Source organism: Pseudomonas sp. KH_040, assembly GCF_057839305.1.
The window spans coordinates 5855614-5879181 of sequence record NZ_CM174487.1 but is presented as its reverse complement, the minus strand read 5'-3'; the positions used below and the strand labels follow the sequence as shown (position 1 = coordinate 5879181).

The 23568-nt window shown below is 60.2% G+C and carries 23 protein-coding genes; 15 read left to right on the top strand and 8 right to left on the bottom strand.

The window, feature by feature from the left end:
• Positions 1-6 precede the first annotated feature (6 nt).
• Positions 7-702, bottom strand: a complete 696-nt coding sequence (locus AC3IUF_RS26195) for a DNA-3-methyladenine glycosylase (RefSeq protein ID WP_007909587.1) — start codon at positions 700-702, stop codon at positions 7-9.
• A 177-nt stretch (positions 703-879) separates the two neighbouring features.
• Between AC3IUF_RS26195 and AC3IUF_RS26190 the strand changes: the two genes are divergently transcribed.
• The 13 genes from AC3IUF_RS26190 (at position 880) to AC3IUF_RS26130 (ending at position 13455) form a co-directional block, all read left to right on the top strand.
• Positions 880-2151, top strand: a complete 1272-nt coding sequence (locus tag AC3IUF_RS26190; RefSeq protein ID WP_095114093.1) for a glutamate-5-semialdehyde dehydrogenase — start codon at positions 880-882, stop codon at positions 2149-2151.
• The gene (gene nadD, locus AC3IUF_RS26185; protein WP_007909589.1) at positions 2120-2842 is read left to right on the top strand and encodes a nicotinate-nucleotide adenylyltransferase; all 723 of its coding nucleotides are present in this window, start codon (positions 2120-2122) and stop codon (positions 2840-2842) included. The genes AC3IUF_RS26190 and nadD overlap by 32 nt, the downstream gene beginning before the upstream one ends.
• A 72-nt stretch (positions 2843-2914) precedes the next feature.
• Positions 2915-3406, top strand: a complete 492-nt coding sequence (gene rsfS, locus AC3IUF_RS26180) for a ribosome silencing factor (protein WP_007909591.1) — start codon at positions 2915-2917, stop codon at positions 3404-3406.
• A gap of 9 nt (positions 3407-3415) precedes the next feature.
• On the top strand, positions 3416-3883 hold the full coding sequence (gene rlmH / locus AC3IUF_RS26175; protein ID WP_003185785.1) for a 23S rRNA (pseudouridine(1915)-N(3))-methyltransferase RlmH: 468 nt from the start codon (positions 3416-3418) through the stop codon (positions 3881-3883).
• Between the two features lie 10 nt (positions 3884-3893).
• Positions 3894-5789 (top strand): penicillin-binding protein 2, encoded by a 1896-nt coding sequence (gene mrdA / locus AC3IUF_RS26170; RefSeq protein WP_007909593.1) that lies wholly within the window; start codon positions 3894-3896, stop codon positions 5787-5789.
• 31 nt (positions 5790-5820) lie between these two features.
• Positions 5821-6924: a rod shape-determining protein RodA gene (gene rodA / locus AC3IUF_RS26165; RefSeq protein WP_042704880.1), complete on the top strand. Its 1104-nt coding sequence runs from the start codon at positions 5821-5823 to the stop codon at positions 6922-6924.
• Positions 6925-6941: 17 nt separating this feature from the next.
• Positions 6942-7952 (top strand): lytic murein transglycosylase B, encoded by a 1011-nt coding sequence (gene mltB / locus AC3IUF_RS26160; protein ID WP_007909597.1) that lies wholly within the window; start codon positions 6942-6944, stop codon positions 7950-7952.
• Positions 7952-8962, top strand: coding sequence for a septal ring lytic transglycosylase RlpA family protein (locus tag AC3IUF_RS26155; protein WP_007909599.1), 1011 nt, complete (start codon positions 7952-7954; stop codon positions 8960-8962). The genes mltB and AC3IUF_RS26155 overlap by 1 nt, the downstream gene beginning before the upstream one ends.
• A gap of 187 nt (positions 8963-9149) precedes the next feature.
• Positions 9150-10307 (top strand): D-alanyl-D-alanine carboxypeptidase family protein, encoded by a 1158-nt coding sequence (locus tag AC3IUF_RS26150; protein WP_007909601.1) that lies wholly within the window; start codon positions 9150-9152, stop codon positions 10305-10307.
• An 85-nt stretch (positions 10308-10392) separates the two neighbouring features.
• Positions 10393-10668, top strand: coding sequence for a DUF493 domain-containing protein (locus AC3IUF_RS26145; protein ID WP_007909603.1), 276 nt, complete (start codon positions 10393-10395; stop codon positions 10666-10668).
• Positions 10668-11315, top strand: coding sequence for a lipoyl(octanoyl) transferase LipB (gene lipB, locus AC3IUF_RS26140; RefSeq protein ID WP_008087909.1), 648 nt, complete (start codon positions 10668-10670; stop codon positions 11313-11315). The genes AC3IUF_RS26145 and lipB overlap by 1 nt, the downstream gene beginning before the upstream one ends.
• A gap of 25 nt (positions 11316-11340) precedes the next feature.
• Positions 11341-12339, top strand: coding sequence for a lipoyl synthase (gene lipA / locus AC3IUF_RS26135; RefSeq protein ID WP_162130178.1), 999 nt, complete (start codon positions 11341-11343; stop codon positions 12337-12339).
• A gap of 168 nt (positions 12340-12507) precedes the next feature.
• Positions 12508-13455, top strand: coding sequence for a S66 peptidase family protein (locus AC3IUF_RS26130; RefSeq protein WP_007909609.1), 948 nt, complete (start codon positions 12508-12510; stop codon positions 13453-13455).
• Positions 13456-13558: 103 nt separating this feature from the next.
• On the opposite strand, the gene AC3IUF_RS26125 is transcribed toward AC3IUF_RS26130, so the two are convergent.
• The 5 genes from AC3IUF_RS26125 to leuS all read right to left on the bottom strand — a co-directional run bounded on the left by AC3IUF_RS26125 (position 13559) and on the right by leuS (position 19658).
• Positions 13559-14881, bottom strand: coding sequence for a lytic murein transglycosylase (locus AC3IUF_RS26125; RefSeq protein WP_007909611.1), 1323 nt, complete (start codon positions 14879-14881; stop codon positions 13559-13561).
• A 60-nt stretch (positions 14882-14941) separates the two neighbouring features.
• Entirely contained in the window at positions 14942-15106 is a 165-nt protein-coding gene (arfA, locus tag AC3IUF_RS26120) for an alternative ribosome rescue factor ArfA (RefSeq protein WP_007909612.1), read from the bottom strand.
• 175 nt (positions 15107-15281) lie between these two features.
• A complete protein-coding gene (gene holA, locus AC3IUF_RS26115) occupies positions 15282-16319 on the bottom strand; it encodes a DNA polymerase III subunit delta (RefSeq protein ID WP_489279703.1) in 1038 nt (345 codons plus the stop codon).
• 39 nt (positions 16320-16358) lie between these two features.
• Positions 16359-16964: an LPS-assembly lipoprotein LptE gene (locus AC3IUF_RS26110; RefSeq protein WP_007909616.1), complete on the bottom strand. Its 606-nt coding sequence runs from the start codon at positions 16962-16964 to the stop codon at positions 16359-16361.
• Between the two features lie 87 nt (positions 16965-17051).
• Positions 17052-19658: a leucine--tRNA ligase gene (gene leuS / locus AC3IUF_RS26105; RefSeq protein WP_489279701.1), complete on the bottom strand. Its 2607-nt coding sequence runs from the start codon at positions 19656-19658 to the stop codon at positions 17052-17054.
• A gap of 255 nt (positions 19659-19913) precedes the next feature.
• Between leuS and AC3IUF_RS26100 the strand changes: the two genes are divergently transcribed.
• Entirely contained in the window at positions 19914-20237 is a 324-nt protein-coding gene (locus AC3IUF_RS26100) for a hypothetical protein (RefSeq protein WP_007909621.1), read from the top strand.
• Positions 20238-20341: 104 nt separating this feature from the next.
• On the top strand, positions 20342-21103 hold the full coding sequence (locus AC3IUF_RS26095; RefSeq protein WP_095114029.1) for a YdcF family protein: 762 nt from the start codon (positions 20342-20344) through the stop codon (positions 21101-21103).
• An 87-nt stretch (positions 21104-21190) separates the two neighbouring features.
• On the opposite strand, the gene lnt is transcribed toward AC3IUF_RS26095, so the two are convergent.
• Both lnt and AC3IUF_RS26085 read right to left on the bottom strand, forming a co-directional pair.
• Positions 21191-22714 carry an apolipoprotein N-acyltransferase gene (gene lnt, locus AC3IUF_RS26090; RefSeq protein WP_123375874.1) on the bottom strand — a complete coding sequence of 508 codons (1524 nt, stop codon included), beginning with the start codon at positions 22712-22714 and terminating at the stop codon, positions 21191-21193.
• A gap of 14 nt (positions 22715-22728) precedes the next feature.
• Positions 22729-23568: a CorC family transporter gene (locus AC3IUF_RS26085; protein WP_007909641.1), complete on the bottom strand. Its 840-nt coding sequence runs from the start codon at positions 23566-23568 to the stop codon at positions 22729-22731.

Below are 23568 nucleotides of genomic sequence, written 5' to 3'. Positions count from 1 at the left end.
TGGGGGTTACAGCAAGAAATAATCCCGGCCTTCGACCTGACCGCGTCGCAGCGGGTTCCGCGTGCACCATTGCGCATGGTTTGCGTCGACAAAGCGGTACATCAGGTGTTCGTCGCGGCCGCGGGGAATGCCCAGGCGGGTGGTTTGAATGATGTGCGAAGGTGCCGGCCCGGTGTCTTCTACCAGAAGGACTTCATGATCGAAACGCTTGGCGTCCCACACTGGCACTTTCAGTCCCAACGCTTTGCACAAGAGGGTTTGCCCGGCGCAGAGTTTTTGCGAAGGACGCGCACGTCCCTGTGCGTCGGGATTGTTCAGCAGCATTTGCGCCAGACTCGCCGGCCCGCTGACTTCATCGACCCACGGATAGGCGGATTTGATCAGTACCGCATTGCCCGGCCCCTGCGCGCTGAAGTTCAGCGAATCACCGCCTCGGGCGTAATACATATAGATGTGGCCGCCATCCAGAAACAAAGCCTTACGTTTTTCTGTGTAGCCCAACGAGGCATGGCTGCCTTTTTCGGCACAGTAATAGGCTTCGGTTTCGATGATTCGCGCGCTCAGCCACAGATCGCCGACCCGGTGCCGGATGACTTTGCCGAGCAGGTCCTGCGCCAGCACTTGCGCATCTCGGTCGAAAAAGGCGTCGGGCAGCCCCAGCGGCAGGCGTTCGGCGCGGTTGCGAACGGTCAGATCGGACATGGCAGGCAATGATTATCCAGGCTCAGGAGGTCGTGATGATAACAACGCGTGGCTTAATTGGGCCTGAACACCGGCGAATCCGCGTTCATTTCGACCATCCGCCCGTCACCGCTGTTAGTCCCGGGACGCGACAGCTATAATCTGCCGCTTTCCTCTTTGCCAAGACCCCAGCAGACCATGACTGAGTCCGTTCTTGACTACATGACCCGATTGGGTCGCGCCGCCCGTGAAGCCTCCCGGGTCATCGGCCGTGCCAGCACCGCGCAGAAAAACCGCGCCTTGCAGGCTGCTGCCAATGCCCTGGATGCCGCGCGTGCCGAGCTTGCCGCCGCCAATGAGCAGGATCTGGCTGCCGGCCGCGCCAATGGTCTGGAACCGGCATTGCTGGAGCGTCTGGAACTGACCCCGGCGCGTATCGACGGCATGATCGTCGGTCTGCGTCAGGTCGCTGCACTGCCGGACCCGGTTGGTGCGATCCGCGACATGAGCTTCCGTCCGTCGGGGATTCAGGTCGGCAAAATGCGTGTGCCGCTGGGCGTGATCGGGATCATCTACGAATCCCGGCCAAACGTGACCATCGATGCCGCGAGCCTGTGCCTGAAGTCCGGCAACGCGACCATCCTGCGCGGCGGCTCCGAGGCGATTCATTCCAACCGGGCGATTGCCGCGTGCATTCAACGCGGTCTGGCCGAGGCCGAATTGCCCGCCGCCGTGGTGCAAGTGGTCGAAACCACTGACCGTGCCGCCGTTGGCGCGATGATCACCATGCCCGAGTACGTCGATGTGATCGTGCCGCGCGGTGGCCGTGGCCTGATCGAACGCATCAGTCGCGATGCCCGTGTGCCGGTGATCAAGCATCTGGACGGCATCTGCCACGTTTACGTCAGTGCCCATGCCGACTTGCCGAAAGCCCAACGCATTGCGTTCAATGCCAAGACTTATCGCTACGGTATTTGCGGTGCGATGGAGACGTTGCTGGTCGATCAAACTGTTGCCAAGGATTTCCTGCCGTCGATGGCCGCCCAGTTCCGCGAAAAAGGCGTCGAACTGCGTGGTTGCGAGCGTACGCGGGCGATCATCGATGCCGTTGCCGCCAGCGAGGACGACTGGAGCACCGAGTATCTGGCGCCGATTTTGTCGATTCGCGTGGTCGACGGTCTGGATCAGGCCATTGAACACATCAACCATTACGGCTCCCATCACACCGACTCGATTGTCAGCGAAAACCTCGCCGACACCCGTCGGTTTGTCGCGGAAGTCGACTCGGCGTCGGTGATGATCAACACCCCGACCTGTTTCGCCGATGGATTTGAATACGGATTGGGTGCCGAGATCGGCATTTCTACTGATAAGCTGCACGCCCGCGGCCCGGTGGGCCTCGAAGGACTGACTTGCGAGAAGTACGTCGTGGTCGGTGATGGCCAGTTGCGCGGCCAGGCGACGGTCTGACTTGACCGACCTCGACCTGACAGCGCCGGCACCCGGCAGCGAGTCCCGCCCTCGGCGCATTGGCGTTCTGGGCGGCACGTTCGATCCGGTGCACATCGGTCATCTGCGCGGTGGGCTGGAAGTCGCCGAAGCGCTGGCGCTCGACGAGTTGCGCCTGATGCCGAACGCGCGCCCGCCCCATCGCGGTACGCCGCAGGTGTCGGCGCAGGATCGGCTGGCGATGGTCGAGTGTGCGGTGGCCGGAATGCCGCCGCTGGTGGTGGACGCCCGCGAATTGCAGCGGGACAAACCGTCCTGGACCATTGATACCCTGGAGTCGATGCGGGCTGAAATGCCCGCCGAGACCCAGGTTTTTCTGCTTTTGGGCTGGGACGCATTTTGCGGCCTGCCCACTTGGCATCGCTGGGAGGAGTTGCTCCAGCATTGCCACATCCTGGTGCTACAGCGCCCGGACGCCGACAGCGAACCGCCGGATGCCTTGCGCAACCTGCTGGCAGCGCGTTCGGTGAGCGACCCGCTGGCCCTGAAAGGGCCGAGCGGACAGATTGCATTCGTCTGGCAGACACCGCTCGCGGTTTCCGCCACCCAGATCCGTCAACTGCTGGCCAGCGGTAAGTCGGTACGTTTCCTGGTGCCCGACGCGGTCCTGGCCTACATCGATGCGCACGGTCTGTACCGTGCGTCGAACTGAGCAAGGCGTGCTTCACTGATACGAATCCACGTATCGCCAAGCCGCCGAATATATGAGCAAAACGAGTTTTATATGACTGACAACGAAAAGAAAGTTAAGCGCAAAGGTACATTCAAGAGCGCTCCGCTGCCTGAGCCGATCAACACCAATGAGCCACTGACTGGCGATCAGCTGGTCAAGCTTGCCGAGGCGGCACTGGAAGACGTCAAGGCGCAAGATATCCAGATCATTGATGTCCGCGACAAGCAGAGCATCACTGACTACATGATCATCGCTACCGGTACGTCCAACCGCCAGATCAACGCGATGCTCGACAAGGTTCGCGAAGAAGTCAAAAAGCAGGGCGCCAAGCCGCTGGGCGAAGAAGGCAAGGGCGACAGCGACTGGGTGCTGTTGGACCTGGACCTGGTGATCGTGCACATGATGACCGCCTCGGCACGTCAGTTCTACGACCTGGAGCGCCTGTGGGCCGGTGCCGAGCAAAGCCGTGCGGCCGACGCCAAGCACCACAGCCCGGAAAACACCCACGAGCACTTCACCAAGCTCAACAAAGACCAGCTGTAAGGGATTGCTGTGCGACTGCGCCTGATCGCCGTCGGTTCACGCATGCCCAAGTGGGTGGAAGAAGGCTGGCATGAATATGCCAAGCGTCTTCCGTCCGAGTTGGCGCTGGAACTGGTGGAAATACCGCTCAATACCCGTGGCAAGAATGCCGACGTGGCCCGTTTCATCCGCCAGGAAGGCGAAGCCATGCTGGCCAAGGTCGGGCCGAACGAGCGGATTGTCACGCTGGAAGTCCATGGCAAACCCTGGAGCACCGAGCAGCTGGCGGTCGAACTTGATCGCTGGCGGCTGGATTCGCGCACGGTCAATTTCATGGTTGGTGGCCCGGAAGGGCTGGCGCCGGAAGTCTGTGCCCGGGCCGATCAGCGTTGGTCGTTGTCGCCGCTGACGTTGCCGCACCCACTGGTGCGGATCCTGATCGGCGAACAGTTGTATCGTGCCTGGACCGTGCTGTCCGGTCACCCTTACCACAAGTAATCCAGCCCTCATGTCTCAGCCGATCCGCATCAAGGACCACGAAAAGGACGCACGCCTGGTGCGTAGCCGCGTCGTGTTCGGGGCCATTGCGATCATGTTGCTGATCGGCGTGCTGATCGCGCGGCTGTATTACTTGCAGGTGATCCAGTACGAGTACCACTCGACGCTCTCGGAAAACAACCGCGTCCACGTGCAGCCGATTCCGCCGACCCGTGGGTTGATTTTCGACCGCAACGGCGTGGTGGTGGCGGACAACCGTCCGAGCTTCAGCCTGAGCATGACCCGCGAGCGCTCCGGCGACTGGCAGCAAGTGCTCGACGTTATCGTCGAAGTGCTGGAGCTGACGCCTGAAGACCGGGTTATCTTCGAAAAACGCATGCGTCAGGGGCGCCGGCCGTTCGAGCCGGTGCCGATCCTGTTCGAGCTGAGCGAAGAGCAGATTGCCCGGATCGCGGTGAATCAGTTCCGCCTGCCGGGCGTGGAAGTGGTTGCACAATTGGTTCGTCACTATCCGCAGGGCGCGCATTTCGCGCATTCGGTGGGATACATGGGGCGGATCAACGAGAAAGAGCTGAAGAGCCTCGATCCGGTCAATTACAGCGGCACCCATCACATCGGCAAAACCGGCATCGAGCGTTTCTACGAGCCGGAATTGCACGGTCAGGTCGGTTACGAAGAAGTCGAGACCAACGCCCGTGGCCGCGTACTGCGAGTGCTCAAGCGCACCGATCCGATTCCCGGCAAGGACATCGTCCTGAGCTTGGACATCAAGTTGCAGGAAGCGGCCGAGGCAGCGTTGGGCGGGCGTCGTGGCGCGGTGGTTGCGCTGGATCCGAAGACCGGTGAGGTGCTGGCGATGGTCAGTCAGCCGAGCTTTGACCCGAACCTGTTCGTCACCGGCATCAGCTTCAAGGCCTACGCCGAGTTGCGTGATTCCATCGACCGGCCATTGTTCAACCGCGTGCTGCGCGGTCTGTATCCGCCGGGTTCGACGATCAAGCCTGCGGTGGCGATTGCCGGTCTTGATTCCGGTGTGGTGACGGCGTCCAGTCGAGTGTTCGACCCGGGCTACTACATGCTGCCCAACTACGATCACAAATACCGTAACTGGAACCGCACGGGCGACGGCTTTGTCGACCTCGACACGGCGATCATGCGGTCCAACGACACCTACTTCTATGACCTGGCGCACAAGCTCGGCATTGATCGGCTCTCGGCCTACATGAACAAGTTCGGCATCGGCCAGAAGGTCTCGCTGGACATGTTCGAAGAATCCCCCGGCCTGATGCCGTCCCGTGAATGGAAGCGGGCGACGCGCAAGCAGGCGTGGTTCCCCGGCGAAACCCTGATCCTCGGAATCGGCCAGGGCTACATGCAATCGACTCCGCTGCAACTCGCCCAGGCGACTGCGCTGGTCGCCAACAAAGGCATCTGGAATCGCCCGCACCTGGCCAAATCCCTCGAAGGGGTGAAGCCGGTGGACGAGAATCCGATGCCGGACATTGTCCTGCGTGATCCGTCGGACTGGACCAAGGTCAATCACGGCATGCAGCAAGTGATGCACGGCGCTCGCGGTACCGCGCGCAAAGCGGCCATCGGCGCGCAATACCGTATCGCCGGCAAATCGGGTACGGCGCAGGTCGTCGCGATCAAGCAGGGCGAGAAGTACGACCGCTCCAAGGTTCAGGAGCGTCACCGCGACCACGCCTTGTTCGTCGGTTTCGCTCCGGCCGATGACCCGCGCATCGTCGTGTCGGTGATGGTCGAGAACGGTGAGTCCGGTTCCGGCGTTGCCGCACCCGTGGTGCGTCAGGTCATGGACGCCTGGCTGCTCGATCAGGACGGACGTTTGAAGGCCGAATACGCCAGCCCAATCAGTGCGGAGGCTACGGCCCGTGATGAATAACTTTGATCGCATGCTCTCCAGTGAGGATGTGATGCGTCGCCGCGCGACGCTGCTGCAAAGACTGCATATCGATGGCCCGTTGCTGATCCTGCTGCTGATCCTCGCCGCCGGCAGCCTGTTCGTGCTGTATTCGGCGAGCGGCAAGAGCTGGGACCTGCTGGCCAAACAGGCGACCTCGTTCGGCATCGGTCTGGTGTCGATGATCGTCATCGCCCAGTTCGAGCCGCGTTTCATGGCGCGCTGGGTGCCGCTTGGTTATGTGATCGGCGTGGTGCTGCTGTTGGTGGTGGACATCATGGGCCACAACGCCATGGGCGCCACACGCTGGATCAACATCCCCGGAGTGATCCGCTTCCAGCCCTCGGAGTTCATGAAAATCCTGATGCCGGCGACCATCGCCTGGTATCTGTCCAAACGCACGTTGCCGCCGCAACTCAAGCACGTCGGCATCAGTTTGATGCTGATCGGCGTGCCGTTCATCCTGATCGTCCGCCAGCCTGATCTCGGTACTTCGCTGCTGATTCTCGCGGGCGGTGCGTTCGTGCTGTTCATGGGCGGGCTGCGCTGGCGCTGGATTCTCAGCGTGCTGGCGGCGGCGATTCCAGTGTCGGTGGCGATGTGGTTTTTCATCATGCACGACTACCAGAAGCAGCGAATCCTGACCTTCCTCGACCCGGAAAGTGATCCGCTCGGCACGGGCTGGAACATCATTCAGTCGAAAGCCGCGATCGGTTCCGGCGGCGTGTTCGGCAAAGGCTGGCTACTCGGCACCCAGTCACACCTGGATTTTCTGCCGGAAAGCCACACCGACTTCATCATTGCCGTACTCGGCGAAGAGTTCGGCCTGGTGGGCATCTGTGCGCTGTTGCTGATCTATCTATTGCTGATCGGCCGAGGACTGGTGATCACCGCTCAGGCCCAGACGCTGTTCGGCAAATTGCTCGCCGGTGCGCTGACCATGACGTTTTTTGTTTACGTTTTCGTCAACATCGGTATGGTCAGTGGCCTGTTGCCGGTCGTAGGGGTGCCGTTGCCGTTCATTAGCTACGGAGGAACTTCGCTGGTGACGCTGCTGTCAGCGTTTGGGGTTTTGATGTCGATCCATACCCATCGCAAGTGGATCGCACAGGTTTGAATAAGGTGAAGAGTTCAATGCAAGTAATGCGTGGCTGGGCGACTCGATGCGCGCCGCTGGTTGGCCTGATGGGCCTGCTGGGCAGTGTGCAGGAAGCGCTGGCTGGCGAATACGAAGGCTCGCCTCAGGTGGCCGAGTTCGTCGGTGAAATGACCCGCGACTATGGTTTCGCCGGTGAGCAATTGATGGCGGTGTTCCGCGAGGCTCAGCGTAAACAGGCGATTCTCGACGCCATTTCCAGACCTGCCGAGCGCGTGAAGCAGTGGAAAGAATACCGCCCGATGTTCATCACCGACGCGCGTATCGCCCGTGGTGTGGATTTCTGGCGTCAGCACGAGGCCACTCTGGCCCGTGCCGAGCAGGAATACGGCGTACCGGCACAAGTCATCGTGTCGATCATCGGCGTTGAAACCTTTTTCGGACGTAATACCGGTAATTACCGGGTGATCGATGCCTTGTCGACGCTCGGTTTCGACTATCCTCCCCGTGCCGAATTTTTCCGCAAGGAACTGCGTGAGTTCCTGCTGCTGGCGCGTGAAGAACAGGTCGATCCATTGACCCTCAAAGGCTCGTACGCCGGGGCCATGGGCCTGCCGCAGTTCATGCCGAGCAGCTTTCGTGCGTATGCGGTGGATTTCGACGGTGACGGGCACATCAATATCTGGAACAACCCGGATGATGCGATTGGCAGCGTAGCGAGCTATTTCAAACGTCATGGCTGGGTTGCCGGTGAGCCGGTAGTCAGCCGTGCCGATGTGCGTGGCGAACAGGTTGATGAAGGCCTGACCACCGGCATCGAGCCGACGAAAACCGTTGGAGAGTTGCGGGTGCTGGGCTGGTCAAGTCATGATGCGCTGCGCGATGATATGCCGGTGACTGCATTTCGCCTCGAAGGCGACAACGGCCCTGAATACTGGATGGGCCTGAAGAATTTCTACGCGATCACGCGTTATAACCGCAGCGTGATGTACGCCATGGCCGTACATCAACTGTCTGAACAGCTGGTACAAGCACGGGGCGTCAAGTAATGCGGGCATTGCCTAACAATAAACCCCTGAAGCTGGTGGCATTCGCTGCGTTGGCGGTATTGGTCGCCAGTTGCACGACCAGCCGTTCCCCGACGCCGAAAACCTCCAATACCGCTGTGCGAGCGCAGCCGGGTCTGGATATCAACCGCGCGCACAAAGATGGCGCGCCGTGGTGGGACGTCGATGTTTCGCGCATTCCTGATGCCACACCAACCCTGCACACCGGTCCGTACAAGGCCAACCCGTACACCGTACTGGGCAAAACCTACTTCCCGTTGCAGGAATCCAAGACCTACGTCGCCTCCGGCACGGCGTCCTGGTATGGCACCAAGTTTCACGGCCAGAACACCGCCAATGGCGAGGTTTACGACCTGTACGGCATGAGTGCCGCGCACAAGACATTGCCACTGCCAAGTTACGTTCGGGTGACCAACCTGGACAACAACCGCACGGTGATCCTGCGCGTCAACGACCGTGGGCCGTTCTATTCCGATCGCATCATCGACTTGTCGTACGCCGCCGCGAAAAAACTCGGTTACGCCGAAACCGGTACTGCGCGCGTCAAGGTTGAAGGCATCGATCCGCAGCAATACTGGGCCGCCAAGGGCCGTCCGGCACCGTTGATGCTCAACGAGCCACAGGTCGCGCAGAACAGCGCTCCGGTGATCACGGCTTCGGCTGGCACCGTCGAGCAATGGACGCCACCGCCGCAGCAACATGCCTCCGACACCGTCCCCGTGCCGATGAGTGCAAAAAAAAACGCTTCTGCAACAGCAACTGGCCAGTATCTGCAGGTGGGCGCGTTCGCCAACCCGGACGCTGCAGAACTCCTGAGGTCGAAGCTCAGCGGGATGGTGAGCGCTCCGGTGTTCATCAGTTCGATCGTGCGCAATCAGCAGACCCTGCACAGGGTGCGACTGGGGCCGATCGGCTCGCCGGGTGAAATTGCCCAGGTGCAGAACAGCGTGCGCCTGGCCAACCTTGGTTCGCCAAGTGTGGTCACCGAGTAATACGTAGAACTTGATTGACGGTTCACTTGCAGTATTGGGGGGTGAACCAGGTTGTTGGCTCGTCGAAGAACAAAAGCCCGGCAAGGGTGACTGGAGTGAGCAACTGAACACGCGATGGCTCGTTAGAAAGTCATCTGATTAAATTTTGTCCGCAAGGACAGTTTCCATTAGCGATTTCGAGAGACGGATGAACATCACCACCTTTGCCAAACGCCTGTGTCTGCTAGTCCCGCTGCTCCTCTCGCCAGCCGCCTTCGCGGCCGAGATGATGCCGTCGCCACCGCAACTGGCCGCCAAAGCCTACGTCCTGATGGATGCCAGCAGCGGCAACGTGCTGGTCGAGAACAATGGCGACCAGCGTCTGCCACCGGCCAGCCTGACCAAGCTGATGACCGCGTACATCGCGACCCTGGAAATCCGTCGTGGCCAGATCGGTGAAAACGATCCGGTGACCGTCAGCGAAAACGCCTGGCGTACCGGCGGTTCGCGGATGTTCATCAAAGTCGGCTCGCAGGTCACTGTCAGCGACCTGCTGCACGGCATCATCATCCAGTCCGGCAACGACGCCAGCGTCGCGCTGTCCGAGCACATCGCCGGCAGCGAAGACGCGTTCGCCGACCTGATGAACAAGACTGTCGCTGATCTGGGCATGACCAATTCCCACTTCATGAACCCGACCGGTCTGCCAAACCCTGAGCACTACTCGTCGGCTCACGACATGGCGATCCTGGCCCGTGCGATCATCCACGAAGACCCGGCTCACTATGCGATCTACTCGCAGAAAGAGTTCTTCTGGAACGGCATCAAGCAGCCTAACCGCAACCTGCTGCTGTGGCGCGACAAGACCGTCGACGGTCTGAAAACCGGTCACACCGACGAAGCCGGCTACTGCATGGTGTCCTCGGCTGTACGTGACGGCCAGCGCCTGATCGCCGTGGTGTTCGGCACCAACAGCGAAGTGGCTCGCGCCGCTGAAACCCAGAAGCTGCTGACTTACGGCTTCCGCTTCTTCGAAACCCAGACCTTCTATCAGAAGGGCACCGAACTGGCTCAGGCCCCGGTGTGGAAAGGCACCACCAATCAAGTCAAGGCCGGCCTGGCTGAAGACCTGACCATGACCCTGCCAAAAGGCCAGCTGAAGAAGCTCGCTGCGAGCATGACCATGAACCCGCAACTGACCGCGCCAATCGCCAAGGGCGACGTGATCGGTAAAGTCGAAGTCAAACTGGAAGACAAGGTCGTGCACAGCGCCGACCTGATCGCTCTGGATGGCGTCGAGGAGGGTGGTATCTTCCGCCGCATGTGGGATAGCATCCGTCTATTCTTCTACGGCTTGTTCAACTGATTTGTGTTGACCTGCATGGCCCCGCCCCGATCCGGTGCGGGGCCATGTGCGTTACCACGGCTTGCGCTCTAGAGGCCGTTACGCCATGACCGATACCGAAGTAAAGGCGCCAAAGATCGAATTTCCCCAGGTTGATTATCCCGTTAAGGTGATCAGCGATACCGGCGTTGGCAACAAAGACAAGATCATCGACATCGTCAAGAAACACGCGACCATCAATGATGAACGCATCGACGAGCGTCAAAGCACCAACGGCAAATACACCACCATTCAGTTGCACATCGTCGCGACCGATCAGGATCAGCTGTACAACATCAACAGCGAACTGCGGGCGACCGGCTTCGTGCACATGGTGTTGTGATGCCGGGCACGCTGGGCTTTCGTGAGCTCGGCCAGATGGCTTACGAGCCGGTCTGGCATGCCATGCAACGTTTTACCAACGAACGCGGCAGCGATGCCGCCGACGAAATCTGGCTCGTCGAACACCCGCCGGTGTTCACTCAGGGCCAGGCCGGCAAGGCCGAACACCTGTTGCTACCGGGCGATATCCCGGTAGTGCAGGTCGATCGCGGCGGGCAGGTGACTTATCATGGTCCCGGCCAGTTGGTGGCCTACCTGCTGCTGGATGTACGCAAGCTGGGTTTCGGCGTGCGTGATCTGGTCAGCCGCATGGAGCTTTGCCTGATCGAACTGCTGGCCAGTTACGGGGTAACCGCAGCGGCCAAACCAGACGCTCCCGGCGTGTACGTCGATGGAGCGAAAATCGCTTCTCTGGGTTTGCGGATTCGCCACGGTTGTTCCTTTCATGGCCTGGCCCTGAACGTGGATATGAACCTGGAACCGTTTCGACGGATTAATCCCTGCGGCTACGCTGGGCTGGCGATGACCCAGCTGAGCGACCACGCAGGATCGATTGAATTTGCCGAGGTAAGTGCCCGGCTGCGTGCGCAGCTCGTCAAACACCTCGACTATGCTGAGCAGACGACCCTGACGGGCGGAATCGACTGATATGACTACTGATGCAGTGCAAACCATGATCCCGACGCTCGACGTGACCGAGCGCCCGGCCCCGCGTCCCAAGGTAGAAGCCGGCGTCAAGCTGCGCGGCGCCGAGAAGGTTGCACGCATTCCGGTAAAGATCATTCCGACCACCGAGCTGCCGAAGAAACCTGACTGGATTCGTGTGCGCATCCCGGTTTCCCCGGAAGTCGACCGGATCAAGAGCCTGCTGCGCAAACACAAGCTGCACAGTGTTTGCGAAGAAGCGTCCTGCCCGAACCTCGGCGAGTGCTTCTCCGGCGGCACCGCGACCTTCATGATCATGGGTGACATCTGCACCCGTCGCTGCCCGTTCTGCGACGTTGGCCACGGTCGTCCGAAGCCACTGGACGTCAACGAGCCGGAAAGCCTGGCCATCGCCATCGCTGACCTTAAGCTCAAGTACGTGGTGATCACCTCGGTTGACCGCGACGACCTGCGTGACGGCGGTGCCCAGCACTTTGCCGACTGCATCCGCGAAATCCGCAAACTGTCGCCGAACGTGCAGCTGGAAACCCTGGTTCCAGACTACCGTGGTCGCATGGACGTCGCCCTGGAAATCACCGCCGCCGAGCCGCCGGATGTGTTCAACCACAACCTGGAAACCGTGCCACGTCTGTACAAGGCCGCGCGTCCAGGTTCGGATTACCAGTGGTCGCTGACCCTGCTGCAACGCTTCAAGCAGATGATGCCGCACATTCCGACCAAATCCGGCCTGATGCTGGGTCTGGGCGAGACCGACGACGAAGTCATCGAAGTCATGAAACGCATGCGCGAACACGACATCGACATGCTGACCCTGGGCCAGTACCTGCAGCCGTCGCGCAGCCACTTGCCGGTGCAGCGTTTCGTGCACCCGGACACCTTCGCCTGGTTCGCCGAGGAAGGTTACAAGATGGGCTTCAAGAACGTTGCCTCGGGCCCGCTGGTGCGATCTTCGTACCATGCCGACGAGCAAGCGAAGTTGGTCAAGGCTGAGCTACTGGGTTCCTGATCCGGCGCTGAATGAAAAACTGCCCGCCGAGGTTTAACGCCCGGCGGGCATTTTTTTGCCCGTCTTACATTCGATGCTGATTCCTGCAACCTGCGGCGTGGCCGACCCTCTTCTGTTTGCCGCCGTTCCTGACTACTGTGTGTGCATGACTCACAGGGAGATCCAAGGATGACCGTTCGACCGACCCATACTCTTTGCCCACACAGAGCCGTGCCTGCACTGCCCTCGGAAGGGTTGATCGGCGTGATTGCGCCGGCGGGCCCCGGAGCTCTGGACACCGAGAAAGCGCTGCAATGGATGCGCGCCCGTGGTTATGGGCTGAAGGTGTTTCCCGGTGTTTATGAAAAGGACGGCTATCTGGCCGGCAGTGACGATATACGCCTGCGTGACCTGCACGCAGCGTTCGCTGATCCCGAGGTCGATGCGATCATTTGCCTGCGCGGCGGTTACGGCACGCCACGCTTGCTCGACCGCATCGACTATGACCTGCTGAGCCGCAACGCCAAGCCGTTCGTCGGCTACAGCGATATCACCGCGCTGCACCTGGCTATCAGTCGATACGCAGGATTTGTGACCTTTCACGGGCCACTGCTCAACGCCGACCTGTTGGGTGACAAAGAGCCGCCGACCGTTACTTCGTTCTTCGCCATGCTGCGTGGGCAATTGAAGGCGGGGAGTGTGTTCAGCCATCCGGTGGCGTATCCGTTGACCACTGTCGAGCCTGGTATCGCGCACGGCCGATTGCTCGGCGGTAATCTCGCGATGATCGCCGCAACGTTGGGCACGCCTTATGAAATCGATGTCGAGGGGGTAATTCTGCTGATCGAGGACATCAACGAGCCGCTGTATCGCATTGATCGCTTGCTGACCCAGATGCGCCTGGCCGGCAAGTTGGCGAAGTTGCGGGGGGTGTTGGTCGGGGACATTGCCGGCGTGGATGTCGCAGCGCTGAACCGCCTGCTCAAGCAGACGTTCGAGCCTTTACGAATTCCGGTGTTGTCGGGGTGGCGCAGCGGGCATTGCGATCCGAACCTGACGTTGCCAATGGGCGCGCTGGTGCGGCTGGATGCGGGGAAGCAGGAGTTGATGCTGGAGCAGGATGTCGTCACCCGATAGTGTGTGGGTGAAGCAAAAAGATCGCAGCCTTCGGCAGCTCCTACAGGGGATTGATATTTGCCCTGTAGGAGCTGCCGAAGGCTGCGATCTTTTGATTTTTACTTTATTGGTTGCGCAGGCTTTCCAGCAACTTGTGCGTCGGATACCCATCCGCCGGCCAGCCAAACGACTGCTGGGCACTGCGAATCGCTTTGCGCGTATTGGCGCCGATGATCCCGTCCGCTGTGCCGGCATCGTAATTGCGAGCGCTCAGCAATGTCTGCAATTCCATACGCTCGGTGCGGCTCAGCGGCAGGTCATCTTTCGGCCAACTGCCGTTGATCAAACCGCCACCGCTGAAACGCTCGGACAACAGGCTCACTGCCAGCGCGTACGACGAGGAGTTGTTGTACTTGAGGATCGCGCGGAAGTTGTCGAGGATCAGGAACGCCGGCCCACGATAACCAGCCGGCAGCAGCAGTGCGGCAGAAAGCTGTTCAGAACCTGCTGGCACCTGACCGCCATTCGGCAGAGTCACGCCCAACTGACGCCATTCGGCGACGCTCTTGCGAATCGCACCATCAGCCAGTGTGTAGTTGAAGCTGCTCGGCAACTGCACTTCAAACCCCCACGGCTGACCACGCTGCCAGCCGGAGCTTTGCAGGTAGTGCGCGGTCGATGCCAGTGCGTCAGCAGGGCTGCCCCAGATATCGCGGCGACCGTCACCGTCGAAGTCCACGGCATGAGTGTTGTAGGTGGTCGGAATGAACTGGGTCTGACCCATCGCGCCAGCCCAGGAACCGAGCATCTTCTCCGGCGTGATATCGCCTTGTTGCAGGATCTGCAGGGCGGCGATCAGCTGTGCATGAGCAAAGCCCGGGCGGCGGCCTTCGTAGGCGAGGGTGGCCAGCGAGTTGATCACCGACTTGCTGCCCTGAAACTGGCCGAAGTTGCTTTCCATGCCCCACACCGACACTAGCGCCTGGCGGTCGACGCCATATCGCTGTTCGATGCTTTGCAGAATATCGGCGTACTGACTGATCAGTGCCTGGCCTTTACGCACACGCAGTGGCGACAGGGCGCCGTCGAGGTATTCCCACACCGGGCGGGAGAACTCCGGCTGACTGCGATCGGCACGAATCACACTGGCGTCGAAGCTGACATTGGCAAACGCCTGATCAAACAGCTCGGCACGAATCCCGGCGGCCAGGGCATCTTTGCGAAAGCTCGCCTGCCATTCGGCAAAGGTCTGCGTTGGCTGCAGATCGAGAGGGTCGGCGGACGGCACTACCGGCGGGATGATCGCTGGGGCCGTGGCGACAGGAGCGGCTTGAAGAGGTTGCGCATCGGCTGCGGTCGGTTTTTCCGCACAAGCGACAAGCAGAATGAAGCTGGAGGCAGCGATCAGTTGGCGAACAGGCCAACGACGGGAAAGACTTAGGGGCATGCACAGTTCCAGGAAAACGAATCAGGTGCAGACCTTAACATGACCGGGGGGTACTGCGCTTTAAGCGGCCAGAAAGTAAGAAGCCTCCCAGCTGTCAGACTGGAAGGCTTCGCGGCGGTAGCTGCCTTTACCCTTGATTGGTCGTTCCTGGCGGCTGCGGAACAGGGGTTGGGCGACAATGGATTTGGCCTTGTTGGGGCCATGTTTCGATGGCTTTTTGCTCATGAGGGTTCTCTCGAGTGAGTGGGTTTTGCGGGGGAAATAATCTGCCGATGTTGGGCATCTGTCTATAGTGCAAATGCAGGCGTGCATTGTAGGAAACAAGATCAAAAGATTGCAGCGTGCCGCAGCTCCTACAGGGATTGGTGTAGGAGCTGCCGAAGGTTGCGATCTTTTGATCTTATTCGGCAGGCAGTGAAAGTCGCTGACCAGCCATCAATAGAGCCAGACGACTCAAGCTCATCCACGGCGACCCGGCAGCCTGGCCCTTGATCTGCGAGTCAATACGCTGAGCCTCAAGCAACAACTGCGCCCAGCGTTGTGCCGAGTAGCGTTGCAGGGCTTTGCTCATCAACGGTTTGCGCTTGTCCCAGACCGGCGGTTTCGCCTGACTGAAGCACTTGTCCAGCGGCGTGCCCTGGCTGTACTGCAACGAGATATTGGCCAGCAGACGCAACTCCCGCGCCAGTGCCCAGAGAATCACCGGTGGCTCGACACCCTCACCACGCAAGCCTTCCAGCATGCGCAAGGCATGGGCCGGCTCGCCGTTGAGCACGGCGTCGGTCAAACCGAACACGTCAAAACGTGCACTGTCCGCCACAGCGGCCTGCACGGTTTCGACTGTGATCTGGCCACCCTCGGCCATCAACCTGAGCTTTTCGATTTCCTGCGCGGCAGCGAGCAAGTTGCCCTCGACACGTGCAGCAATCAATTCGACCGCGTCCTGGCTGGCCGACAATCCGGCCTGAGACAAGCGCTGACGAATCCAGTTCGGCAGCTGATTGGCATCCACCGGCCAGATCTGAATGAACTGGGTCTGTTGGCCTTCAACCAGCGCCTTGCCCCACTTGGTCTTCTGCGCGCTGCCATCGAGTTTGGGCAAGCTGATCAGCAGCACAGTGTCTTCAGCCGGACGCGAGCAATATTCGATGAGTGCGGCAGCGCCCTTGTCACCAGGCTTGCCCGAAGGCAGGCGCAGTTCCAGCAGACGCTTTTCTGCGAACAACGACATGCTGGCGCCGGCCTGCAACAACGTGCCCCAATCGAAATTGGCGTCGGCGGCAAAGACCTGGCGTTCGTCGAAACCTTGCTGGCGCGCAGCACTGCGGATGGCGTCGGCGGCTTCCTGACACAACAGCGGGTCATCGCCGCTGATGATGTAGACGGGGCCGAGAGCACCTTGCAGGTGTTTACCGAGTTGGGCGGGAGCGAGCTTCATAAGAAAGGTCGAACGGGGCGCCTGAGCGCCCCGAACGTCTTACTGCTGCGGTATTTCGAGCGGCGACTGACGCGGGGTTTCCGCTTCAGCCTTTTGCGCCGCTTGCAGTGCATCGGCTTCTGCCTTGGCGCGATCATTGGCCGCTTGCTGCAGTTGTTGCAGTTGGCCCGGCGTCAGTTGCTGCAGACGCAGCATCATGCGCTGAACCAGTTCGCGGCGGGTTTCGCGGCGGGCGTCGTTGGCTTCCTGATCGGAGCCCACGAGGTTGTTACCGTCGTGAATGAACACTTTCTGCACTTCCAGCTTGTCGCTCAGCAGTTGCAGGTTCTTGTCGCCACGGATCTCGTAGTTCAGGACTGTATTGACCTGATATTCGCCCGTACGGCCGGCACCGGCGTAGCTGAGGATGCGCTGGCTTTCCTGCTCGTCAGCCAGGAACAGCTTGTACGGAGCGCCGCTGTAAACCTTGACGCCGCTCGACTCCAGCACCTGACGCAGTTGCGTGACCGTCTCGCCGTAGGCGTTGCGGGCGCTCAGATCAAGTTCCTTGATTGACAGCTCGTTGGTGCCGGTGCCGCGCAGCTGGAAACCGCAGGCGCTCAAGAGAACGGCGAGGCCCATCACCAGCAGATTGCGTTTGATCATTGTGTTGCTCCCCTTGAAACCACGTGGGCCGACGGTGCGGCCCGAAAGGTTTTACTTGGCGTCAGGCGAACCTGACGCCCGATCCAATTAGCTGGCGACGATATTGACCAGTTTCCCGGGCACTACGATCACTTTACGAATGGTCAGACCGTCGACGAAACGCAGTACGTTTTCGTTGGCGCGTGCTGCCGCTTCCACTTCTTCACGGGTTGCGCTGGCTGGCATGTCGATCTGGCCACGCAGCTTGCCGTTGACCTGGATAACCAGGGTCAGGCTGTCTTGCACCAAGGCGCTTTCGTCCACTGCTGGCCAACCGGCGTCGATCACTGCGTCGGCGTGACCCAGTTGATTCCACAGGTTGTGGCTGATGTGCGGCGTGATCGGTGCGAGCAACAGCGTCACGGCTTCCAGGCCTTCGTGAATCAGCGCGCGATCCTGCTCGGTGCCTTGTGCGCCTTTTTCCAGCACGTTCATCAGCGTCATCACCTGAGCGATGGCGGTGTTGAATTTGTGGTTCTGGCCGACGTCGTGGCTGGCCTGCTTGATGGCCAGATGGATCGCGCGGCGAACGGCTTTTTGTTCGTCGTTCAGGCTGGCGATGTCCAGTTTGCCCGGCAAGCCCTGTGTCACGTGGGCTTGCGCCAGACGCCAGACGCGCTTGAGGAAGCGGTGCGAGCCTTCAACGCCGGAATCGGACCACTCGGCGCTCATGTCTGGCGGCGACGCGAACATCATGAACAGGCGGCAGGTATCGGCGCCGAACTGATCGATCATCGACTGTGGGTCGACGCCGTTGTTTTTTGACTTGGCCATTTTCTCGGTGCCACCGATTTCCACCGGCAGACCGTCGGATTTCAGTTTGGCGCTGATGACCTTGGCTTTGCTGTCGCGCTCGAGTTCTACGTCCGCCGGGTTGAACCAGGTGTAAGCACCATTGGCTTCGCGACGGTAGTAGGTTTCGGCGATCACCATGCCTTGGGTCAGCAGGTTCTTGAACGGCTCGTTGGAGCTGACCAGACCTTCGTCACGCATCAGTTTGTGGAAGAAGCGCGCGTAGAGCAGGTGCAGAATCGCGTGTTCGATACCGCCGATGTACTGATCGACTGGCAGCCAGTGATCGGCTGCGGATTTTTCCACCAGGCCGCCTTCAAAGTGCGGCGAGGCGTAACGGGCGTAGTACCACGACGACTCGACGAAGGTGTCCATGGTGTCGGTTTCGCGCTTGGCAGGCTGGCCGCATTTCGGGCAACTGCACTCGTAAAACTCAGGCATGCGTGCCAGCGGCGAACCGGCGCCGTCCGGCACCACGTCTTCCGGCAGGACGACAGGCAGTTGATCTTCCGGCACCGGCACGTCACCGCAGGCATCGCAGTGGATGATCGGGATCGGGCAGCCCCAGTAGCGCTGACGGCTGATGCCCCAGTCGCGCAGGCGGAACTGAGTGCGCGAGGCGCCCAGTTCTTTCTTGATCAGGGCGACTTCCATGGCGTCGAACGCGCCGGCGAAGTCGAGGCCGTCGAACTCGCCGGAGTTGATCAGCGTGCCGTGCTCGCCGTAGGCGTCTTGCCACGGGGCCGGGTTGGTATCGCCGGAGCTGGTGCGCACCACGGATTTAACCGGCAGGTTGTACTTGTGGGCGAATTCGAAATCACGCTCGTCGTGCGCCGGTACGGCCATTACAGCGCCGTCGCCGTAGTGCATCAGCACGTAGTTGGCGACCCACACCGGGAGTTTTTCACCGGTCAGTGGGTGCTCGACGAACAGGCCGGTCGGCAGGCCTTTTTTCTCTTGAGTGGCGACGTCGGCTTCAGCCACGCTGCCGCCCTTGCATTCAGCGATGAACGCTTGCAGCTCGGAGTTGTTTTTCGCGGCCAGGGTGGCCAGTGGGTGCTCGGCAGCCACGGCGACATAGGTCGCGCCCATCAGGGTGTCCGGACGGGTAGTGAAGACTTTGAGGGTACCGGCTTCGCCGATCGAGTCGACGTTGTACGGGAACTGCACTTCCATGCCACGGGATTTGCCGATCCAGTTGCGCTGCATGGTCTTGACCTGTTCAGGCCAGCCAGTCAGTTCGTCGAGGCTCTCCAGCAGCTCATCCGCGTAAGCGGTGATCTTGAAGTAGTACATCGGGATTTCGCGCTTTTCGATCAGCGCGCCGGAACGCCAGCCGCGACCGTCGATTACCTGCTCGTTGGCCAGAACGGTCTGGTCGATCGGGTCCCAGTTCACGGTGCCGTTTTTACGGTAGATCACGCCTTTTTCGAACAGGCGAGTGAACAGCCATTGTTCCCAGCGGTAGTAATCCGGTTTGCAAGTGGTGACTTCGCGCGACCAGTCGACCGCCAGACCCAGGCTGCGCAGCTGGGTTTTCATGTAGGCGATGTTTTCGTAGGTCCACTTGGCCGGGGCGACGTTGTTCTTCATCGCGGCGTTTTCCGCCGGCATGCCGAACGCGTCCCAACCCATTGGTTGCAGAACGTTTTTGCCAAGCATGCGCTGGTAGCGGGAGATCACGTCGCCGATGGTGTAGTTGCGCACGTGCCCCATGTGCAGCTTGCCGCTGGGGTAAGGGAACATCGACAGGCAGTAGTAAGTTTCCTTGCCTGGCTGTTCACTGACTTCAAAGGACTTTTGCTCGTCCCAGAACGACTGGGCGGCGGCTTCGATTTCACGGGGCTGATATTGTTCGTGCATGGCTACTTTTGTACTGGATAGGGGTGGCCTAATCCTCTTCAACGCAGGTTCCGGGGTTGGCCCGGACGAGCTGGAAGTGGAATTACAGGAAGCGCCGTAGCATACATGACCGCGCTTGGCCTAGGGAAACCCTGATTACAGCAGTTTGGCCCGGTCAATCCTTGGCGAGGGCCGTTGGTCGCGGCGTGCAGCCGGTTTGTGCAGCGAAGCTAAGCTCTAACTGGGGAGTGAGTCTTATCTTCAATGAGGTGAGGGATGGTGGAGCAACGGCAAAAAAACGTGACGAAACCCGAGTTGTACGAAAGGTTGATCGATCGTCTGGGGATGGCCCTGGACGCTGTAAAAACCGCTGACCGGCTGCGCGACGAGCGCCCCCTGGAACTGGAATTGCGTGGCTTGAGCCCCGCCGAGTTCAAACTGGTCAAGGCCTATCTGGATCGCAGTGAACGTGAATCGCATGGATGCCTGTCACAAGCAGTGAAGCAGCTCGATGCAGCACATTCGGCCAAGGTCATCTGGCTCAAGGACAAGGCGCCCGGCAGAGACACCGTCAAAGTACGTGCTTTGCAGGCCAAGTAAGCGCATGGCAGGTCAAGAACCGGATCTTTTTCAACAGGATCCCACCTATTGGTTGTAACGCTTTATTAACACTCTTAGGCTTCGGGCATCTCTGGAGATGCTCGATGCCCTTTCGTTATTTCATCAAACAACTTTTATTGCCGCCCGGCATTCTTTTGCTGCTGTTGCTGGCTGCGTGGTGGTTACGCCGCTCACGGCCGCGACTGGCTGGCGTGTGTTTTGCCCTTGGTTTTGGCGGGTTGTGGCTCATGAGCCTGCCTGTCGTCGTGCAATGGGGCGCCAAAGCGCTGGAGCGCGAGCCGCCGCTGGCACGTGAAGAATGGGCGACGCTGGCGCAGCGCGCGGACGCGATTGTGGTGCTGGGCTCCGGGCGCGAGCGCGGCGATCTGGCCTGGGGTGAGGATCAGCCGACCGGCGTGGGGCTTGAGCGTCAACGTTACGCGGCGCGGCTGGCGAAAGCGTCCGGTTTGCCGATTCTGACCACGGGTGGCTTGCATTACGGTACACCGCCGACCGAGGCGAAACTGATGTCGGATTCATTGCGCGACGATTTTGGCGTGATGGTGCGTTGGCAGGAAGGCGAGAGTCGTACGACGTGGGAAAACGCCAAGTTCAGCGCTGACATTCTATTGCCGCAGGGGATCAAGCGCGTGGTTGTGGTGACGCAGGCTTGGCACATGCCGCGATCAGTCTGGAGTTTTGAACAGGCAGGATTTGAAGTGGTGCCGGCGCCGGTGGGCTTTTTGGGCACTGATAACGCAAGACCGTTTGGTGGCTGGCTTCCGGAGTTCAAGTCGATCTGGCAGAGCGGGCAACTGTTGAATGAAGCGGTGGGGCAGGTGGGGTATTCGTTGTTTTATCGCTGAAGATCAAAAGATCGCAGCCTGCGGCAGCTCCTACATTGGGATTTGCGTTTTCCCTATAGGAGCTGCCGCAGGCTGCGATCTTTTGCTTTAAAGGGTTTTCGACATCCGGCTGGCCATCAGTGCCCAGCCAAACAACAGCACGCACAGGATGATCAATGGCCACGAACGCCATTGCAGGTACGGCGTCAGGTTATGCATCGGCACCACTTCGCCGTACAGAATGCCCTGTTCAAACTGCGGAATCTGTTCGGTGATCTGACCGAACGGATTGATCAACCCGGTCACGCCGTTGTTGGTCGCGCGGATCATCCAGCGCCCGGCCTCAAGTGCGCGCATCTGCGCCATCTGCAGATGTTGCAGCGGGCCAATCGAGGTGCCGAACCAAGTGTCGTTACTGATCGTCAGCAGCAGATCACTGCGCGCCGACAGGCTGGCGGCAAACTCCGGATACACCACTTCGTAGCAGATAAACGGTGCGATCTGATAACCCTTGGCCTGCAACAGTGCCTGATCCGCCGGGCCACGGGCAAAGTCGGACATTGGCAGGTCGAAGAAGGCGATCAGCCCGCGCAATACATCCTGCAGTGGCACGTATTCGCCGAAGGGCACCAGTTTCTGTTTCAGATAAGTACCGTCGCCTTCGCCGACCACGGTAATACCGTTGAAGAAGCGTTTTTCATGACGAACGGTTTCGCGAATCGGTACGCCGGTGATCAGCGCCGATTTACGCTCGGCGGCGAAGGTGCCCATCATGTTCAGGTAGCCCTCGGCGGACTCCTTGAGCACGGGCACGGCGGTTTCCGGCCAGATCAGCAGGTCCACCGGTTTCGAACGGAAACTCAAATCGCGGTACAGGGCCAGCTGCGCGTTGAGCTCGGCCGGGTCCCATTTCATGCTTTGTGCGACGTTGCCTTGAATCGCGGCAACACTCAGCGGCGCGCCGGACGGACTTGTCCAGGCATGGCCCTTGAGCGCAATGCCGGCCACCCAAGGGCCAACCAGCAGCACCAGACCGGCAACGACAAAACCTTTGCGGCCGGTTTGCAACAGACGCGGCGCGTTGTAAATCAGCGCCGCAGTCAACGCCAGTACGAACGACACCAGCCACATGCCACCGACTGGCGCGAGTCCGGACAATGGGCCGTCGAGCTGGCTGTAACCTGAGTACAGCCACGGGAAACCGGTGAGGAACCAACCACGAAATGCTTCCTGGCCGACCCACAATGCAGCAAATGCCAAGGCATCGGCCACCGGCGCCTCGTTACGGCGCAACCAGCGCGCCCATAACCAGGCGGGCAGGGCGAAGAACCAGGCAATCGCCGCCGTAAACAGCAGCATCAGGAACCCGGCCAGCAGCACCGAAGCGCCGCCGAAATGATGAATGCTGTAATAGATCCAGCTGGTACCGGCGCCGAACAGGCCGAAACCGAAACACCAGCCTCGGCCCAGCGCCTGACGCGGGCTCAGCTCGCGCAAACCGGCATAGAACAAGCCGACCGCCAGCAAAGCCAGCGGCCAGATGTTGAAAGGTGCCAGAGCGAAGGTGGTGATTGCACCGGCCGCCACGGCCAGCAGGTTACCGGGCCAGCCGGGGCGGGTTGTCCAGCGCATTTCAGTCCTTAGGATTAACGAGCAATTGGCGTCAGTCGCAGCAAATGAATCCGACGGCTGTCGGCGTTCAGGATGCGGAAACGATAGGCGCCGATTTCAGTGATTTCGTTGCGTTTTGGCAAGTGCCCGAACGCGCTCATCACCAGACCGCCGACGGTGTCGAATTCGTCATCGGAGAACTCGCTGTCGAAGAACTCGTTGAAGTTCTCGATCGGGGTCAGGGCCTTGATCAGGAAGTCACCGCTGGGCAGCGGCTTGATATAGCTGTCTTCTTCGACGTCGTGCTCGTCTTCGATGTCGCCAACGATCTGTTCCAGCACGTCTTCAATCGTTACCAGGCCGGCCACACCACCGTATTCGTCGATGACGATGGCCATATGATTGTGGTTGGCGCGGAATTCTCGCAGCAACACGTTCAGACGCTTGGATTCCGGCACGAAGGTGGCCGGGCGCAGCAGATCCTTGATGTTGAAGCTGTCGCCGTTCTCCTTGAGGATCAGCGGCAGCAGATCCTTGGCCAGCAGCACGCCCATCACGTCGTCATGGCTTTCACCAATGACCGGATAGCGCGAGTGGGCCGAGTCGACCACGGCCGGGAGAAATTCACGCGGTGTCTGGGTCGCCTTGATGCTGATCATCTGCGAGCGCGGCACCATGATGTCGCGTACTTGCAGGTCAGCCACCTGAATGGCACCTTCGACGATGGCCAGCGCTTCGCTGTCCAGCAGTTTGTTCTGATGTGCATCACGCAGTAGCTCAAGCAGCTCCTGACGGTTCTTCGGCTCGTGGGCAAAAGCCTGGGTCAGTTTGCCCAGCCACGACTTCTGCCCGTTGCTCGATCGATCTTCGCTCAT